This is a genomic window from Methylobacterium oryzae, assembly GCF_021398735.1.
GTDB lineage: Bacteria > Pseudomonadota > Alphaproteobacteria > Rhizobiales > Beijerinckiaceae > Methylobacterium.
In genome coordinates this window covers 216,260-230,711 of the sequence record NZ_CP090349.1, presented here as the reverse complement: position 1 = coordinate 230,711, position 14,452 = coordinate 216,260, and the positions used below count along the sequence as shown (strand labels likewise).

At 66.0% G+C, this 14,452-nt stretch carries 19 protein-coding genes and 1 pseudogene; 7 read left to right on the top strand and 13 right to left on the bottom strand.

The genetic code is table 11. The features are described 5' to 3' along the window. Nucleotides 1-48: 48 nt before the first annotated feature. The 3 genes from LXM90_RS01105 to LXM90_RS01095 form a co-directional block, all read right to left on the bottom strand. The gene (locus LXM90_RS01105; protein WP_205833924.1) at nucleotides 49-297 is read right to left on the bottom strand and encodes a hypothetical protein; all 249 of its coding nucleotides are present in this window, start codon (nucleotides 295-297) and stop codon (nucleotides 49-51) included. A gap of 532 nt (nucleotides 298-829) precedes the next feature. Continuing rightward, nucleotides 830-1,615, bottom strand: a complete 786-nt coding sequence (locus tag LXM90_RS01100) for a DUF3800 domain-containing protein (protein ID WP_234081551.1) — start codon at nucleotides 1,613-1,615, stop codon at nucleotides 830-832. 16 nt (nucleotides 1,616-1,631) lie between these two features. After that, nucleotides 1,632-1,979 (bottom strand): hypothetical protein, encoded by a 348-nt coding sequence (locus LXM90_RS01095; protein ID WP_234081550.1) that lies wholly within the window; start codon nucleotides 1,977-1,979, stop codon nucleotides 1,632-1,634. Nucleotides 1,980-2,024: 45 nt separating this feature from the next. On the opposite strand from LXM90_RS01095, the gene LXM90_RS01090 reads away from it, so the two are divergent. Further along, a protein-coding gene (locus tag LXM90_RS01090) for an IS3 family transposase (RefSeq protein WP_085986785.1) occupies nucleotides 2,025-3,208 on the top strand; the annotation gives its coding sequence in 2 pieces (ribosomal slippage) (nucleotides 2,025-2,310 and nucleotides 2,310-3,208; 1,185 coding nt in all). Between the two features lie 30 nt (nucleotides 3,209-3,238). Here the strand turns inward: LXM90_RS01090 and LXM90_RS01085 are convergent. From LXM90_RS01085 to istA, 4 genes are all read right to left on the bottom strand, one after another. Continuing rightward, nucleotides 3,239-3,682: a hypothetical protein gene (locus LXM90_RS01085; protein WP_234081549.1), complete on the bottom strand. Its 444-nt coding sequence runs from the start codon at nucleotides 3,680-3,682 to the stop codon at nucleotides 3,239-3,241. A 74-nt stretch (nucleotides 3,683-3,756) separates the two neighbouring features. Then, nucleotides 3,757-4,281, bottom strand: a complete 525-nt coding sequence (locus LXM90_RS01080) for a helix-turn-helix domain-containing protein (RefSeq protein ID WP_234081548.1) — start codon at nucleotides 4,279-4,281, stop codon at nucleotides 3,757-3,759. A 160-nt stretch (nucleotides 4,282-4,441) separates the two neighbouring features. Continuing rightward, on the bottom strand, nucleotides 4,442-5,224 hold the full coding sequence (gene istB, locus LXM90_RS01075; protein WP_170861908.1) for an IS21-like element helper ATPase IstB: 783 nt from the start codon (nucleotides 5,222-5,224) through the stop codon (nucleotides 4,442-4,444). Beyond that, on the bottom strand, nucleotides 5,224-6,462 hold the full coding sequence (gene istA / locus LXM90_RS01070) for an IS21 family transposase (protein ID WP_075381867.1): 1,239 nt from the start codon (nucleotides 6,460-6,462) through the stop codon (nucleotides 5,224-5,226). The genes istB and istA overlap by 1 nt, the downstream gene beginning before the upstream one ends. A 322-nt stretch (nucleotides 6,463-6,784) precedes the next feature. Here istA and LXM90_RS01065 point away from each other — a divergent pair, with 322 nt between their 5' ends. The 3 genes from LXM90_RS01065 to LXM90_RS01055 all read left to right on the top strand — a co-directional run bounded on the left by LXM90_RS01065 (nucleotide 6,785) and on the right by LXM90_RS01055 (nucleotide 8,317). After that, the gene (locus tag LXM90_RS01065; RefSeq protein ID WP_234081546.1) at nucleotides 6,785-7,480 is read left to right on the top strand and encodes a hypothetical protein; all 696 of its coding nucleotides are present in this window, start codon (nucleotides 6,785-6,787) and stop codon (nucleotides 7,478-7,480) included. 82 nt (nucleotides 7,481-7,562) lie between these two features. After that, entirely contained in the window at nucleotides 7,563-7,973 is a 411-nt protein-coding gene (locus LXM90_RS01060; RefSeq protein ID WP_234081545.1) for a hypothetical protein, read from the top strand. After that, nucleotides 7,973-8,317, top strand: coding sequence for a hypothetical protein (locus tag LXM90_RS01055; RefSeq protein WP_234081544.1), 345 nt, complete (start codon nucleotides 7,973-7,975; stop codon nucleotides 8,315-8,317). The genes LXM90_RS01060 and LXM90_RS01055 overlap by 1 nt, the downstream gene beginning before the upstream one ends. A gap of 213 nt (nucleotides 8,318-8,530) precedes the next feature. Here the strand turns inward: LXM90_RS01055 and LXM90_RS01050 are convergent, their stop codons facing one another. The 3 genes from LXM90_RS01050 to LXM90_RS01040 all read right to left on the bottom strand — a co-directional run bounded on the left by LXM90_RS01050 (nucleotide 8,531) and on the right by LXM90_RS01040 (nucleotide 10,069). Then, complete coding sequence (locus LXM90_RS01050) at nucleotides 8,531-9,019, bottom strand: hypothetical protein (protein ID WP_234081543.1); 489 nt, start codon at nucleotides 9,017-9,019, stop codon at nucleotides 8,531-8,533. 221 nt (nucleotides 9,020-9,240) lie between these two features. Next, a complete protein-coding gene (locus LXM90_RS32070) occupies nucleotides 9,241-9,555 on the bottom strand; it encodes a GCG_CRPN prefix-to-repeats domain-containing protein (protein WP_234081542.1) in 315 nt (104 codons plus the stop codon). Nucleotides 9,556-9,769: 214 nt separating this feature from the next. Continuing rightward, nucleotides 9,770-10,069 (bottom strand): HU family DNA-binding protein, encoded by a 300-nt coding sequence (locus LXM90_RS01040; RefSeq protein ID WP_234081540.1) that lies wholly within the window; start codon nucleotides 10,067-10,069, stop codon nucleotides 9,770-9,772. 428 nt (nucleotides 10,070-10,497) lie between these two features. On the opposite strand from LXM90_RS01040, the gene LXM90_RS01035 reads away from it, so the two are divergent. Next, nucleotides 10,498-11,061: a MucR family transcriptional regulator gene (locus tag LXM90_RS01035; RefSeq protein ID WP_234081539.1), complete on the top strand. Its 564-nt coding sequence runs from the start codon at nucleotides 10,498-10,500 to the stop codon at nucleotides 11,059-11,061. Nucleotides 11,062-11,266: 205 nt separating this feature from the next. On the opposite strand, the pseudogene LXM90_RS01030 reads toward LXM90_RS01035, so the two are convergent. The 3 genes and pseudogenes from LXM90_RS01030 to tnpA form a co-directional block, all read right to left on the bottom strand. Next, nucleotides 11,267-11,587 (bottom strand): annotated as a pseudogene (locus LXM90_RS01030) (IS66 family transposase zinc-finger binding domain-containing protein); the annotation flags it as partial. A 153-nt stretch (nucleotides 11,588-11,740) separates the two neighbouring features. Further along, on the bottom strand, nucleotides 11,741-12,088 hold the full coding sequence (tnpB, locus tag LXM90_RS01025; protein ID WP_234081537.1) for an IS66 family insertion sequence element accessory protein TnpB: 348 nt from the start codon (nucleotides 12,086-12,088) through the stop codon (nucleotides 11,741-11,743). Beyond that, nucleotides 12,085-12,474, bottom strand: coding sequence for an IS66-like element accessory protein TnpA (tnpA, locus tag LXM90_RS32065; protein WP_419149844.1), 390 nt, complete (start codon nucleotides 12,472-12,474; stop codon nucleotides 12,085-12,087). The genes tnpB and tnpA overlap by 4 nt, the downstream gene beginning before the upstream one ends. Before the next feature lie 70 nt (nucleotides 12,475-12,544). Here tnpA and LXM90_RS01015 point away from each other — a divergent pair, with 70 nt between their 5' ends. Both LXM90_RS01015 and LXM90_RS01010 read left to right on the top strand, forming a co-directional pair. Then, complete coding sequence (locus LXM90_RS01015) at nucleotides 12,545-12,844, top strand: hypothetical protein (RefSeq protein ID WP_234081536.1); 300 nt, start codon at nucleotides 12,545-12,547, stop codon at nucleotides 12,842-12,844. 498 nt (nucleotides 12,845-13,342) lie between these two features. Beyond that, nucleotides 13,343-13,675 carry an HU family DNA-binding protein gene (locus LXM90_RS01010; protein WP_234083095.1) on the top strand — a complete coding sequence of 111 codons (333 nt, stop codon included), beginning with the start codon at nucleotides 13,343-13,345 and terminating at the stop codon, nucleotides 13,673-13,675. Nucleotides 13,676-14,452 lie beyond the last annotated feature (777 nt).

Genomic DNA, 14,452 nt, shown 5'->3' with positions numbered 1-14,452 from the left:
AGCGCGAAGCGTTCTAGCTAGGTTTTCTATGGCGAAGTCGCACGGCCTTCACGGAGCGGAGAGGCGCTTCGTGTTCGCAGCCACGTGCTCACGATAGCGGGCGATGACCGTTTCGGGCGAGCCGCCGAACATCAGTGTCGTCATCGCCTCGCCGGCGGCGTGAACCTTCTCAATCACCATGGACTGTACCTCAGCCAGTCCCTCGCTGCCGCCCCAGGCCAGACGAACTAACCGCAGCTCGATGACCCGCTGTGCCTCAAAGGCCAGCATCAGCGACGAGAAGAAGGGATTGTACACGGCACACTCCTGGCCGCCGGGGCGCGGCAGAGCTTGAACACGTCACATTGTGGGAGAGATCCGGCGCTCGGTCGCATGCCCGCCCTGCGTCTCAGCCCCGTCGCCCGATCTGTTCACGGGCTGACCACGCCATATCGCTAGCTCGTGAATGCCCTGCCCATATCCGGCAACATGCTCGCCACAACCGGACGGCATGGTCGCCGGTATGACCTTGCCAACCGCTCAAGCCCTCGGCGTCATGGCCTGCGCCGTGATCGCATCCGCCATCTATCTGGCGAGCCTCGTGCACGGCGTCAGGTCCGAGAGTAGCGGCCCACGCTAGGAATGCGCGACTGCGACGGCGAGGCCCTACCGCCCGTGAAGTGGCGCACGGTGGAGTAGGTCCTCCACGCTCGGCTCGATCGCCAAGAGCAGCACGCTGCGGTCACCGTGAGCATCGACATCGGCGGCGAGGAGGCCCATATTGTCCTTAGGATTGGGGATATCCCGGTCGGCAAGGGGGTTCCGGGTTCGCCCGGACCCCTTTGTTTTTTCAGGGGAACATCTTCAGCCCGGAATGGCCGGTCAGCTTGGGGATGAGCACCTCGAACGCCCGGTTCGGCTGAGTAGGTCGGAGAGCCCGCAATCCGCATGGGCGGGCGACGAGATCCGCCAACTGTAGCCCGGCAGCGTTCGCATCCTTGCGTGCGAACACCGGCTCGAACCGGGCGTAGGAGAAGTCGGGCGAACGGTAGCCCCAGTTGGCTTGGTTCGCGGTGATCCGACGAAATTCCAACTCCAGGTCGGCGTCCTCGTTCTTGCCCCGGCTCTCGAAGATGACGTGGACGAGCCGCCCCTCCTGCTCGTGACGCTGGAGGCAGTTGAGCAGACGCTCCATGCAGAAGCGCAGCGCGATCTCGTAGGGGCTCCACGGGTTCGCATACTTGGCCTTGAGCCTGAGCTTGTCGATGGTCCCGACGCAGAGGCGGAATGGGGCCGCGCCGATCATCCCCGTGAGGTCGACCATGAAGTCGGCGTTGGTGGCTGGGTCCGCCAGCATCGCGAAGGGACCGATCTTCTTCCGGATGTCGCGCTCGTGAAACACGACCTGATCGTGACCCCAGTAGGCGAACTTGAGCCGCTGGAGGGCAGGCGTCACCTCACCCACGTACTCGTCACGGGTCATGACGATGAAGGCGAGCGCGAAGATGGGGTAGCCCGCGTCGATCGTGACGAGGCCGTGGTCACCGCTCTCGTCGGCGTACACGACGAGGTCCGACAGGGTGCTGGGATCAATGCGGGCGCGGCTCACGCCGACAAGCTTAGCAGCGAACGCCATGCCTGTCGGGGTCTATCTACTCCGGCGCGTAGACACCGAACGCCGGGATCGCGGGATCGTCGAAGCACATCCTGACGACGCGCTCGCCCAGCGGGTAGACCTCGCGCAGATGGACGGCGAGGCCCAATGGCTCCTCGCCTGCCCGTTCCGCCGGGTCGTACCAGCCGTCGTCGAGCGTGGCCACGACCATCCCAGCCCGCTCAAGTTCGTTGGCGGGGGCGATCCAGGAACTGAGCGGCATCGTGGCGTACATCAGCTTCGTGAAGTGGGAGGTCTTGCGCACGTCGTCCTCGACCAAGCCCAGCTCCTGCGGGGTGAGACGGTCGTTCTGAGCCCGGTAGATGGTCTGATCCTCCCTCGGCATCGCGGACACCTCTGATACGCTCATGCTGAGCGGGGAAGGTGTCGGATGGCGAAGACGAGACGCGAGTTCACGCCCGAGTTCAAACGCGAAGCGGTCGCCCTGCTGGAGAGCAGCGGCCGGCCACAGATGCAGGTCGCGGCCGAGCTCGGGATCCAGCCCTCGATGCTGAGGCAGTGGCGCGCCACGCTGAACGGGGCCCTACCCCGGCCGCGGCCGGCCGGATCGACGGGGAGTGCGCCACCAAGCCCGGTCGCCTCGCCGTCCGATCAGGCCGCCGAGATCGCCCGCCTGCGGCGTGAGCTCGACCGTACGCGCATGGAGCGCGACGTGCTAAAAAAAGCCATCGGCATCTTCGCGGAGATGCCCAAGTGACTTTCGCCTTCATCGAGCAGCATGCGCGGACCTGGCCGGTGCGTCTCATGTGCCGCGTGCTCGGAGTCTCACCCAGCGGCTTCTACGGATGGCGGTCACGGCCTGAGAGCGCCAGCTCGGCCTCCAACCGCCAACTCCTGGACGACGTCCGGCGCATCCATGCCGCCCATCACCGGCGCTACGGCTCCCCGCGCGTGCATGCCGCCCTGCGGGCCGAGGGCCGGTCTGTCAGCCGCGGACGGGTGGAGCGCCTCATGCGCCGGCACGGCATCCGTGCTTTGGCGGGGCGTCGGTTCCGGCCCTGTACGACCGACAGCCGGCACGATCTTCCGATCGCCCCAAACCTCCTGAAGCAGGACTTCTCGGCCGCGCGGCCAAACACGGTCTGGCTGGCCGATATTACCTACCTGCCGACCGGCGAGGGCTGGCTGTATCTGGCCGCCGTCCTCGATCTGGCCACGCGCAAGATCGTCGGCTGGTCGATGCGCGATCACATGCGCGCTGAGCTGAGCGTAGCGGCATTGATGATGGCCGCCCAGCGGCAGCGGCCGGCCGCCGGGCTCATCTGCCACTCGGATCGCGGCAGCCAGTACGCGGCCGAGGCCTATCGGAAGCAGCTCGCCGCAATGGGGGCCAGGCCGTCCATGAGTCGGACCGCCTGTTGCTACGATAACGCCCCGATGGAGAGCTTCTTCCACACACTCAAGGTCGAGCTCGTCCATCAACGACGATGGGCGACCCGGGATGAAGCGCGGCGCGATCTGTTCGCCTACATCGAGGGCTACTACAATCGGCAACGCATCCACTCGGCACTCGGCTATCTTACGCCCGAGCAAGCCGAGAGGACCACGAAATGATCTCTCTGTGTCCGCGACACCGAGGGAGGATCAGGTCTGCAATAGGTGCAGCGACGGTTCGGTCAGAGCGTCGAGCGCGCGGGCGATCTCCAGCCGCTCAGCCGGTAGCAGGGTAGAAGTGCCTAACTCCAAGACCGCCCTCGCCAGGGCGTCGGCCATGCGCGGGTTCGTCTCCGTCAGCATCCGCCGGATCGCGGCCTGCGCAGAGAGTTGGTAGACCTCGTCCGCCTTGAGCCGCTCACGGGTCTGAGCTTCCATCCGATCGATGCGTTCGCCGAGTGCGCCGAGCAGACGGTCCGTCAGCCGCGCATTTCCGTAATCGATGGCCGCCTGCCCAAAGTCGAAGACCAGGGCGGCCCACGGGATGGTGCTCAAGGCCGCCTTGGCGCCGATCACACCAACCTTCTGGAGAACCTGTGCGCCCGCACCCATCGGTACGGTGCTGTTCCGGCTTGGGGTGATCTCGTCGCTCAACCTGCGGCTCCTACGGCAGGGATCGGTCCCGCCTAACGGCGGACGGCTGACGCCGTCTCGGCATCATCGAAGAATTAGGCAGCTAGCCATTCTAAGAGGTTGGTGGCCGCACTCCGGCTCAGGCCGAACCGACCCTGGAGCGCATTGGCGAGCTGTGGACGGCTGATGCCGATCTGATCGGCCACGGCCTGCTGTGTCATCTGGCGCACCCGCTGCGCATCACGCACGGCCCGCACGAGGGCGTCGGGCAGAACACCGCCGGCATAGTCGCTGAGGGGAGCGCCGACCTGTCGCCACTCGCCGCCTCCCAGCATGTCCGGGTGCTCAGAAACCCCTTCTTCCGGCAGAGGCAGCGCGACGGCACGACCGGGCGGGATCGCCTTTACGTTGGCTCCGGGCGTATGCCCGACAGCGCCGACGCTCAGGCTCGGGCGGGGCTTCCTCGCTGGACCCTGGGCGGTCTGTTCTGCGACGTGAGACTGGCCCGTCGCGCGCTGCAGATACTTCGTATCTGGTGACGACGAAACAGTCTCACGGTCCCGGATCTGGGCGGGGAGGGTGCCGGCCTGCTGCTTCCGGAAATAGGTCGCCCGGCTCATGTTGAGCGCGACCCACGGCTCTAGTTGAGCCTTCGATTGCTCCCGGGGTATCGCCCCTTTAGCGATCCGGCGGGCCTTCGCCTGTTCGGCCTATCAAGCGACATCCGGAACTGACCTCTTCGCGTCATGAGGATCTGACCCCCATGCTAATTTCCCACGCCTAGACGGGTGTGGGTTGGGGGACCGCAGCCGCCTTTTGCAGGAGGCCGCTGCGACGCTTCTCACGAAGCCGGTAGCTGTCGCCGCGGATGGTGACGACGTGGCTGTGGTGCAGCAGCCGATCGAGGATCGCGGTGGCCACCACCGCATCGCCGAACACGCTCCCCCACTCGCCTACCGCTCGGTTCGACGTCACCAGCATCGCGCCCCGCTCGTAGCGGCGGCTGACGAGCTGGAAGAACAGATGCGCGGCATCCGGCTCGAACGGCAGATAGCCGAGCTCGTCGATGATCAGCAGTTTCGGCTTGGCGTAGTGCGTCAGCCGCTCCTCCAACCGACCCTCAGCATGCGCCTTGGCCAGCTGCGCCACGAGCGTCGTGGCCGGGGTGAACAGCACGCCATAGCCGGCCACAATCGCCGCGCGCCCGATCGCCACCGCCAAGTGCGTCTTGCCCACGCCGGGCGGCCCGAGGAACAGCACCGCCTCGCCATTGGCGATGAAGCGGCCGGTGGCGAGTTCACGGATCTGCGCCTTGTCCAGCGAGGGTTGGGCGCCGAAGTCGAAGCCGGTCAGGTCCCGCACGAAGGGGAAGCGAGCCAGACCAAAGGCCATGTCGATGCGGCGCTGGTCACGCCGAGCGACCTCACGCTCGCAGAACAGGGTCAGCGCCTCACGGATCGTCAGCTCGCCCCGGCCGGCCTCGTCGATCAGGCTATCGAGCTGATCGCGCATGGCCGTCAGCTTCAGGCGGTCGAGCAGCAGGGTGAGGTGGTCATGGTCCATCAGAAGCCTCCCCCGGCGACCGCCTCGTACTCGGCCAGCGGCCGCAACAGCGCCGGCGGCATGATGGGCGACGGGTCGAGCCGGTGAGCCGGTCGCTCTCGGCTACCCACAAGCCCGGCCAGATGGGCATCGTCGACGACACGGCCGTGGCGCCCCTTCAACGCGGCGTGCACGGCGACCTCACGTCCGCCGTGGTGGACGCGCACCACCGCTCCGCTCACGGTGACGCGAACCCGCTCGCCGATCAGCCGCCACGGCACCGAGTAGGCGTTGCCGTCGACGCTGACCGCGCAGTCTGCCCCGACCCGGCGCACGAGATCGCGTGCGGCGGAGAACGGCGGCACGCCCGCCAGGGGCTGCAGCGCCCGGGCCTCGTCCCGGGCGAACCGCGCGCCCGGCGCCTCACCGGTCGTGCCGTGCGCGCGCCGGTCGGCCACATCCCGCGTCCAGGCATCGAGATGCGCCTCCAGGGCGGCAAAGCTCGCGAAGCGGTGGCCGGCTACAGCGTTCCTTTTGACGTAGCCAACGCCGCGCTCGTCCTTGCCCTTCGTGCGCGCCCGGTACGGGGCGCAGGCCCGCACCCGGAAGCCCCAATGCCGGGAGAAGGCGTGCAACCGCGGATGCAGGATGACCTCGCGGCTGATCGGGTCATGGTGCAGGACCAGGGCGCGGGCATTGTCGAGCAGCACCTCACGCGGCACACCGCCGAAGGCCTGGAAGGCGCTCTCCAATCCGGCGAACCAGTCCTCCTGCCGCTCGTGGCCGAAGGCGCGCACGTGCAGTCGACGCGAGTAACCGAGCGTCGCAACGAACAGCGAGACCCGGGTTGGCACACCGCCGATCTCGATCCGCCGCTCGCCGAAGTCGATCTGCATCTGCTCGCCTGGCCGCGTCTCGAACCGCACGCTCGCCCGCGCGGCGATCACCAGGTCCCGCCGCAACGGCGCCACAGCCCGTTCCACGGTGCGCAGGCTGACGTGGATGTCCTTCTCGTTGGCGAGGTCCTGGCGCACGACGTCGGCGTTGCCGGCATGCTGCCGGAACCGTTCGGCCAACCAGTCCGTCAAGCCGTCGAGCCGCTTCGATCGTGAAGGCGTTTTAGAGGGGCGCCAATCACCCTGACGGAGCCAGTGCTTGACCGTGTTCTTCGAACAGCCGAGCTCGGTCGCGATCCGCTTGGCACCCCAGCCCAGCGCCTTCAGCCGCACCATCGCCGATACGTCGTCCGGCGTCTTCATCTCGGCCCTCCGCGGATCGTCTGTCCGCTCAAGAGCCTGATCTTCGTTCCTGATCATCTCGACCTCCTCGCTCATCGAGGGGGTCAGGTCCTCATGGCGTCAGGGGGTCAGTTTGCCGTGTCGCCTGACACGGCCTTCCGAGCCCGCTGATAGGTCGCGAACTTCCGAGCCGTCATGCCGGCCGGGCGAATGCGTGTGATCCGCAACCGCTCCCGCTCGTCTGTCGTGAGCCGCAGAAGGTCGCCCAGATCCTGCGCCGACCACCATAACCGCTGCCGCCCGTCACGCTCCTGAGCCTCGGCAATGCAGCCGCGGATACCCCGTGGCCTCGCGCGAGGACGCGCCGGCTCCTCGTGCCCCGGATCCGATCTTCGCCGCGATTGAGGCTCACCGGGCGGCTTGTACCGCCGCCATCGGTCTTGACGACGGCAGGGACAAGGAAGGCTTCGAGGCTGCGCATGACGCCCGGATCGAGGCTCTAGAGGCGGTCGAGGCCACGCGGCCGACGACGATCGCCGGGCTGTTCGCTCTCGCTCGGCACATGGACGACTATCTCAACGAAGATGCCGGCGGTCAGAACACCGTCGAGCCAACGTCCAACGGCCACGCCTTCGTGGCGCTCCTCAACGCCTGTCTCGACTTGGCCGACGCCGGCACGATCGGGGCCTCAGACGCGGCGACGAAGCCGGATCCTATCCTCGCGGCCATCGCCACCAGTGAGAGCGCCGAGGCTGCGATGACGGCCTTTGCCGCGTCTGTCGCCGGTCGTCGGATGGCGGATGCCGAGCGGACCCAAGAGGACGCCATCGAGCGGGATCAACGAGACACCCGTGCGGCGGTGTGGGCCATCGTGCCGAGCACCGCCGAGGGCCGGGCCGCTCTCGCCCGCTACGTGGCCTCCCAGGCGGAACTCACCTTCGGCCCCGACTGGCAGGCCAAGGCGCGGCAGGAGTTCTCCGGCGACGCCTTCCTGGCGCTGCTGGCGGCTGTCGAGGCCGAGACGGGGGACGGGGCCTAAGCCCCTCTTACTTTCCCCTTCGTGCGTACCGCCCCGGCCGGATCCCGCCGGGTTTCACCATCACAACCCGAGACCTGACCCCATGGGCGACGTGCTACAATTCACCCCGCGTCCGAAACGGACCGCTCCCGAGGCCCTTCCGCCGCTGGCCGGGGCCGATCTACGGGCCAGCCTGGAGGAGGCGGCACAGACCGCCCTCGACGCGGGGGACCGCATCATCGCCGTGCTCGACCGCATGGACGGAGACACGGACCACGAGGACGGCGCCGACGCTGAGCCCTCGCTGGCCGCTCCCGAGATCCGCGAGGGAAGCCAAGTCGTCTACATGCGCGGTGGCGACCAGGACCACGAGGTCAATACGCCTGAGTTCTTGGTGCCGGAGGTATCAGACGATCCGACCGTCATCCGTGTCTCGCCCATGCGCTGGGCCGGTCGTGGGAACATCGTGGCTGCCATGGGCGTAGCGCTCCTTGACCTCGCCAAAGTACGCTGATGCCGACTATCCTGCCCGACCGTTCAAAGGCTGCCGCGGCTGCTCAGCGCCTGTCCTGGCCTGATACGGCCCGCCTTCTGATCATGCTGGTGCGGGTGCGCTGGCTGAACCGCGAACTTGAGGGAGCACGCCGCCGCGTCGCTGGATACGGCCTCGACGCTGCCGGTCCCAATCTGGTTGTGATCGCCCGACGCTGGCTGAAGGCGCACGAGGCGATAGCTGCTCTGCTCGGGATACCGGAGCCGCCGGAGGTCGAGAAGGTGCGAGCGACGTTGCGACCACTGGATGAGGTCAGGAAGCGTGCAGCAGCTGTTCCACCACCTGGCCGGCCTTCGCGCGGCTGAGCCATCCGGCATCCACGCCCGCCCCGGCTCCTGGGGGCGAGCTCAAGACGAGCGTGGAAGGCCAGCCGAAGCCAGCACCGTGATCTTCCGGCAGTGGTGGCTCTTCTGCGAGTCGGCCAATGGGCTGACCCTGCCGAATACTGCTCGCGCATCCAGTGCCGGCTAGTGAGCCGCCGTGAGGACGGCCAGTTCATGACCGACCGCACGCGGATCTCACCCGTAAGGCCGTCGCGGTCGAATGCAGAGCAGCCAGACGACCAGCGCGAAGGCTGCACCGCCCGCGGCGGAACAGAGGATAAGGCTCACTTCGGTCTGGGGCGCGGATCCGAACACGGTGAGGCCTGCCAGGACACCCGGCAGGACACCGATGGCCGTGGTCGACCGCGCACCTGCATTGAGCTTGCGTGCGGCCAAGCTCGTCACGGGCAATGTGATCAGCAGCGTTGGGCTGATAAGGATGGCACCCCACATCCCGAGGAGACCGGTCACCACTGGGGCCGTCCAGAAGACCTCAAACGCCCGGCTCCAGGTCGTGCCTGCGAATACCGCTAGGCCTCCCGTCCGCAGATCGTCGATGAAACCGGCGAGCATCGTCGTCGCGCAGAAGCAGTAGGCGGCGGCATAGTGCCCGAGCAGGCCGGCCAGCAGGATGCGGCGGCTCGACGGGCGCCAATCGGACCGAAACAGGTAGCGCTCGCTCACAGAGACCTGCCACGACGGCCAGGGCTCTGCGTGCCGTCTAGGAGCGGTCGTATCAGCGTTGTAGTTACCAGCTGCATCGTCAAGTCGAGCGATGAGGCGCAGCTACCGTCCGTGAAGACGACGTCGAACAGGACGGTGCTCGCTCCTATCACTGCCTACTTCGGCATCACCACCTTGACGTTAGCCTCTTGAGGCTCCGTGGCTTGTAGATGGGCTGCTGCTTACTGGAAGCCACCTCCTGGCAGCCGGCCGTGGTACACAGTATTGCGGCAGTGACCCCAAGGGCCTCGCCAGTAGCCCGGAGGGCACCCGTTCCCAGCGCGAACTTGATACCAGCCACCGGGGAGAGGGCCGGAGTAGGGGGTGTTCCGGCAGTGCCCCCAAGGCCCGCGCCAAGCGCCCGGCCCGCATCCGCCTGCCACCAGCATGATCGGCGCAGTGATGCCCAGATCGGATGCAACCGGCATCGCATTCGCGTTAGCGATCGGCAGAGCCGCAAACGCGGCTACAGCTACCAATGTGTTCATTATATTCATTGGTCATATCCTCTGTATTCCGTGGCCGAGACACTCGCTGCGGCTGTCCTATAACTTGGCAGGAGAGCAGGCGCTGCATTAAACCTTGGCCATGAAACTGAAGGGTTTCAGCAATGCATACAATGTGAAGCAGACACAGATGGTTGTGGCGTAGCCCCACGCTTTCGGAGCCTACCCGCTAGGCTTGCTAAGAAGCCCACAGAAATCGCACCGCCTACTCTTCGGGGCCGACCTGCTCGCGATTGAGCCGTGCCCGCATCGCCTTGCCCGGCTTGAACGCGATGGTTCGCTTGGCCGCGACATCCACGATCGCCTGGGTTTTGGGGTTGCGAGCTGTTCGGCTATGCATCTCATTGGTTGAAAAGGCACCGAAGTCCCGCAACTCTACTCGGTCACCTCTGGCGAGGGCCTCGGCCATTGTGTTGAGGATCACGTTGACAACCGCCTCGACGTCTTTGGCGTAAAGATGCGGGTTCCGCTCGGCGACGCGGGCGATGAGCGCCGATCGGATCATGGCAGCAGGTTGCCGCTTCGTTCACCGGACCGCAACCACGTCGCGGCAGTGTCCCGGCCGAGCCAAGTTGCGTATCGGCTCGCGCTGGTGGGGTCGGTGGCTTCTCCGCCCTGACAGCGGATAGGGGCGGGGTCGCGCGGACGGTTCAGACCAGCGATAGCGTCTGCTCAGTCTTCGGCTCCCGCCAGCGATGGCACGAACGAGAGCGGCGACAGCTGTGCGTCCGGCGATCCCGCATTCTTAGCCTAGTCATCTCCGAGCTCCTGGCTGGCTGCTCGCGCCCACTTCGACTGCGCGGGAAAACCAGCGCAGCAACTAGCTACCAAGCTACCAGATATCCAGTGTTGTCGGTGAATTTCACATAGATACGTCTTGACTAGGCATTGATGTTGCTGCGTGGGTCTCAGCCACATACGCAGGAGGCATCATTGGACGACGCTACATCGACCTCGGCTCCGGATCAAAGCAACCTTATCGAGCTAACGGCCGACATCGTGGCCGCTTACGTCTCGAATAATTCCGTGCCTGTCTCCGAGATGCCGGCGCTTCTGTCCGCGATCCACGGCGCGCTGAACGGGTTGAGCAGCCCTGCTGCTCCGGTTGAGGCGAAGGTCGACCGTGCCACCCCGGCCCAGATCCGGAGGTCGATCACGCACGACGCGCTGATAAGCTTCGAAGACGGCCGGCCGTACAAGACCCTGAAGCGGCACCTCAAAGGAGTGGGCCTAACCCCAGACGAGTACCGGGCGAAGTGGGGCCTGCCGGTCGACTACCCGATGACCGCCCCGAGCTACTCCGAGATGCGCTCGGCCTTGGCGAAGAACACTGGCCTCGGCAACCTGCGCCGGAACGCAGCCCCGAAGGCCGCCGCCGACGAGACGGTTGCGGAGGTGCCCAAGGCCACTGGCCGGAAAAAGGCGACCGAGACTGCCGGGGCGTCAGCGAAGAAGCCCACCCGCGCCCGCAAGTCGAAGGCTGCAGCGGCGGAGTGAGAGTGGCTGGCATTCGTTCATAGCCCGCGTGCTATCCCTCTGCCTGGGCACCCGTCTCAACAGCCGGCGCCAAGCTGGAGGCTCCGCGTTGACACTACGACCTCTGGCGAAAAGCCCGCTCGGTTCGCCGGCGCGGGCTTTTTCGTGCGCGCATCGCCCCTTCGGCAGCCGAGAACCATCATCGGGGGGGCGTGGTTATCGCATGGGGAATCCGCTCCAGGGTCTCGGTGACGTCCTCGCCGAGGTGACGAAGGCGCGCTCCGCCGCAACAGGCGCAGGTCGTCGGGCCGGGATGGACGACGCGCTCGCGTGGCAGGTGCTCGGGCAGAGGCCGGCGGGCGGGCTTGCGCCGCGAGGAAGCCGCACCGGAGAGCGCTTCGGGCTCGGCCGCCGCCCGCGCTTGGGTCTCAGCCAGCGTCTCCTCCAGATCCTCCAGGACGAGTTCGATCTGGTCGATCCGGGCGCTGCGCTCCGAGGAGGTCCCGAACCGTTCTCGCCGCAGCCGGGCGACCTCCAGCTTCAGCCGTTCGACCGCGATCTCCGAGGCGAGCCTGGCCGCCCGCTCGGCCAGGATCATGGCATGGGCGGCGGCAAGATCGGTGGGAAGCGGTAGGGGCTGGGGCGCGTTCGGCACGCTTGAGAGAAGAGCATATTCTTCAAGCGCTGTAACGCGTTATCCTCAGCCGAGAGCGCTCGGACGCCAGCTCTCCTGCGGCATCCGCCAGTCGATCCCCGAGAGCAGGTAGCCGAGTTGCGACGTGGAGATCGTCACGGCTCCATCCGCCACCGAGGGCCACAGGAAACGGCCGCGGTCGAGCCGTTTCGTGTAGAGGCACGCGCCCTGGCCATCGTGCCAGATCACCTTGATCAGGTCGCCGCGCCGTCCGCGGAACACGAATAGATGCCCGCCATGGGGATCGCGCTTGAGCGTCTCCTGGACGATCAGGCCGAGACTGGAAAAGCCCTTGCGCATGTCGGTGTGGCCGGTGGCCAGCCACACCCGCACGTTGGCCGGCAGCGGGATCATCGGCCCTCCAGGGCGTCGAGCACCCGCCGAAGCGCCGCGGCATCGACGTCGGAGCCGACCCGAACGCGCCGGCCTCTGCCGAGATCGATCTCGATCACTCCGCCGGGGCGACGGCCGCGGTTGTGCGCTCGACCAGGCTCGACCGTCATCGCGGCGGACGTGGGAGTGATCACGACGGGGACCAGCGCTGGCGTGGGAGCACCGACACGCTCGCACAGCAACTTGCGCCAGCGGAACAGCTGACTGACGTGGAGACCGGCCCGGCGGGCGACATCCGAGGTCGACACACCCGGTTCAAAGGAAGCGGCGACCAACCGCTCCTTCTCCGCCCGCGTCCAGCGTCGACGCCGCTCGGCTCTCACCAGTTCGATACCCGCCTGGGTCATGCTCAAGGTCCTAGGATTACTCCTATGACCTCAGCCTCAACGGGCCAGCTCACAAGGCGGCCTTCGCCGGATGCGTACGAAGTACCGGCGGCGGAAGCGGAAGCAGCGGGAGTACCAGCAGGGCTACCGGGAGCGGCTAAAGGAGGCCAAGACGCCCGAGCGCGACGACATCGCGGCCGAGCTGATGCGGGTCTACCTCGACATCGTGGCCGTCGACCACGGCAAGGTGATGGAGCTGAGCCGAGCGCTCTTCAGTGGCCTCGAGGGACGTGGCTACAACCGAAACGCGTCGGTCGAGCAGGTCAAGGCGATGGCCCGGCGGGTTCAGGTGAAGCTCCGTAGGCAATCCGGAGCAGCAGCCGCGGAGTAGGCGCAGCGGTAGCGTCTGCTGCCTGCCATACCACTTAACGTTGACTTAACGGTGTCGCCCGGCCGACATGGGCGGTCACGGTCGTGCTCGCCTCAGCGAGTCGTGAGCCGGCCATTCAGGAGTGGTGCCATCAGGGCTGAAAGTCCGCCCGGAAGGTGCCCCGTATCATCCGTCGGGGATTGCTGGCTTAGCCCCGGCGGAGAGGTCGGTCTTCGGCCCCGGCGCTCTTGGGCAGCATAGGGTGCAAAACGGTGCACCCCACGGATAGGGGAGATCCACAGAGGCAGGTTGTGGATGCGGAACCGAAGAAGGGCTGCCGAGGGGCAGCGGTCGACTTCGGCCGAAGCGATCCTGTGAGAATTCTCGCGGGCGGTACGACGGGCCAAGCCATGCGGTGACGGTCTGCGCGCGGCCGATATGACGAACGCGACCATCAGTCCGTGGAGCATTCATGCGGGCGGGTTGCCGGCAGGCACGGTCCTGGCGTGTGGTCCGGCCATGATCCGGTCCGAACTCATCGCCCGTATCGTCCAGCAGAACCCGCACCTCACGGGAGAGGAGGGCGAAGCCATTGTGCGCGCCGCTCTCGACCGGATCGGCGATGCGCTGGCGGCGGGCGACCGGGTCGAGCTGCGCGACTTCGGCACGTTCAGCGTCCGGGATCGCGAAGCCCGTACCAGCCGGAACCCACGAACCGGCGAGCAGGTGGCCACTCCGGCTAGAGCGCACGTTCAGTTCCGGCCGGGCAAAACGATGCGGGCGCGGCTGAACCTAAAGCGGGCCGACCCTGAGCTTGAAGCGGAGGTGAAGCGCTTGCTGCGGGCGTCTTAGAAATGCCGAAGCGCCGCCCCGAAGATCCTGACGCTTTGGCGCCCGTCCGGGTCGATGTGGTCCCACATCGTGGTTTCAGCAGGCAATCGGCGGTCTCGTAGAGATAGGACCCATAGATGGTCCGTTTCCGCGCATCTGAGCCGTATTAGATCTTTGATATTTAATCTAATTGATATTGGGTTCAATAAATCCCGATAAACGCGACGCCAATCGTGTTATAAGACAATAATTAAGTCGCAGCTTAGTTCATTCGACACCAACATTGAGTGTTATCCCAGAGGTTGAATGCCGCGTTATCAATTTAAAAATCACAATGGCGCAGACAATATCGATTGCGCTGCCCGGTATGGTGCTGATTGAACTGCAATCGCGGCGCCTGACCATCCTGATCACGTGAGATTACAGATACTAGCCATGTTCGAGCCAATGTGCGTCTGGATCACGAGGCCGCTATGTCGGCGCTGCGTCGCTAATCCTTAGGGATCACATCCAAACCTGTGCGCCGTAGTGGGCTCTGTCAGATCGTCACCAGGAGAAGAATGAGTCCAGCTTCGGCATCATGAAGGCGAGCGTCGCGCATGCCCCGACCGCCCCCGCGATCATCACCACGAACCCCACGTGTCACCTCCAAAACGATCGTGGGCAATCAACTATCTGAAGGCGGCGAAGTTTCTCAGAACCGCTCACCATTTGATGAACCGATCGAGGGCAGGTAGGGCCGCGATCGTGAGGGCGATGGCGCCAGCCGCTGCCACGAGCATGATGATCAGAGATAGG

Excerpts from the sequence above, each read along its gene's own strand:
- LXM90_RS01100 (WP_234081551.1), bottom strand. The coding sequence starts at position 1,615 with ATGGCGTTCGCTGCTAAGCTTGTCGGCGTGAGCCGCGCCCGCATTGAT.
- LXM90_RS01095 (WP_234081550.1), bottom strand. The coding sequence starts at position 1,979 with ATGCCGAGGGAGGATCAGACCATCTACCGGGCTCAGAACGACCGTCTC.
- LXM90_RS01080 (WP_234081548.1), bottom strand. The coding sequence starts at position 4,281 with ATGAGCCGGGCGACCTATTTCCGGAAGCAGCAGGCCGGCACCCTCCCC.
- istB (WP_170861908.1), bottom strand. The coding sequence starts at position 5,224 with ATGGACCATGACCACCTCACCCTGCTGCTCGACCGCCTGAAGCTGACG.
- istA (WP_075381867.1), bottom strand. The coding sequence starts at position 6,462 with ATGAAGACGCCGGACGACGTATCGGCGATGGTGCGGCTGAAGGCGCTG.
- LXM90_RS01060 (WP_234081545.1), top strand. The coding sequence starts at position 7,563 with ATGGGCGACGTGCTACAATTCACCCCGCGTCCGAAACGGACCGCTCCC.
- LXM90_RS01055 (WP_234081544.1), top strand. The coding sequence starts at position 7,973 with ATGCCGACTATCCTGCCCGACCGTTCAAAGGCTGCCGCGGCTGCTCAG.
- LXM90_RS32070 (WP_234081542.1), bottom strand. The coding sequence starts at position 9,555 with ATGAATATAATGAACACATTGGTAGCTGTAGCCGCGTTTGCGGCTCTG.
- LXM90_RS01040 (WP_234081540.1), bottom strand. The coding sequence starts at position 10,069 with ATGATCCGATCGGCGCTCATCGCCCGCGTCGCCGAGCGGAACCCGCAT.
- tnpB (WP_234081537.1), bottom strand. The coding sequence starts at position 12,088 with ATGATCCCGCTGCCGGCCAACGTGCGGGTGTGGCTGGCCACCGGCCAC.
- tnpA (WP_419149844.1), bottom strand. The coding sequence starts at position 12,474 with ATGACCCAGGCGGGTATCGAACTGGTGAGAGCCGAGCGGCGTCGACGC.
- LXM90_RS01015 (WP_234081536.1), top strand. The coding sequence starts at position 12,545 with ATGCGTACGAAGTACCGGCGGCGGAAGCGGAAGCAGCGGGAGTACCAG.
- LXM90_RS01010 (WP_234083095.1), top strand. The coding sequence starts at position 13,343 with ATGATCCGGTCCGAACTCATCGCCCGTATCGTCCAGCAGAACCCGCAC.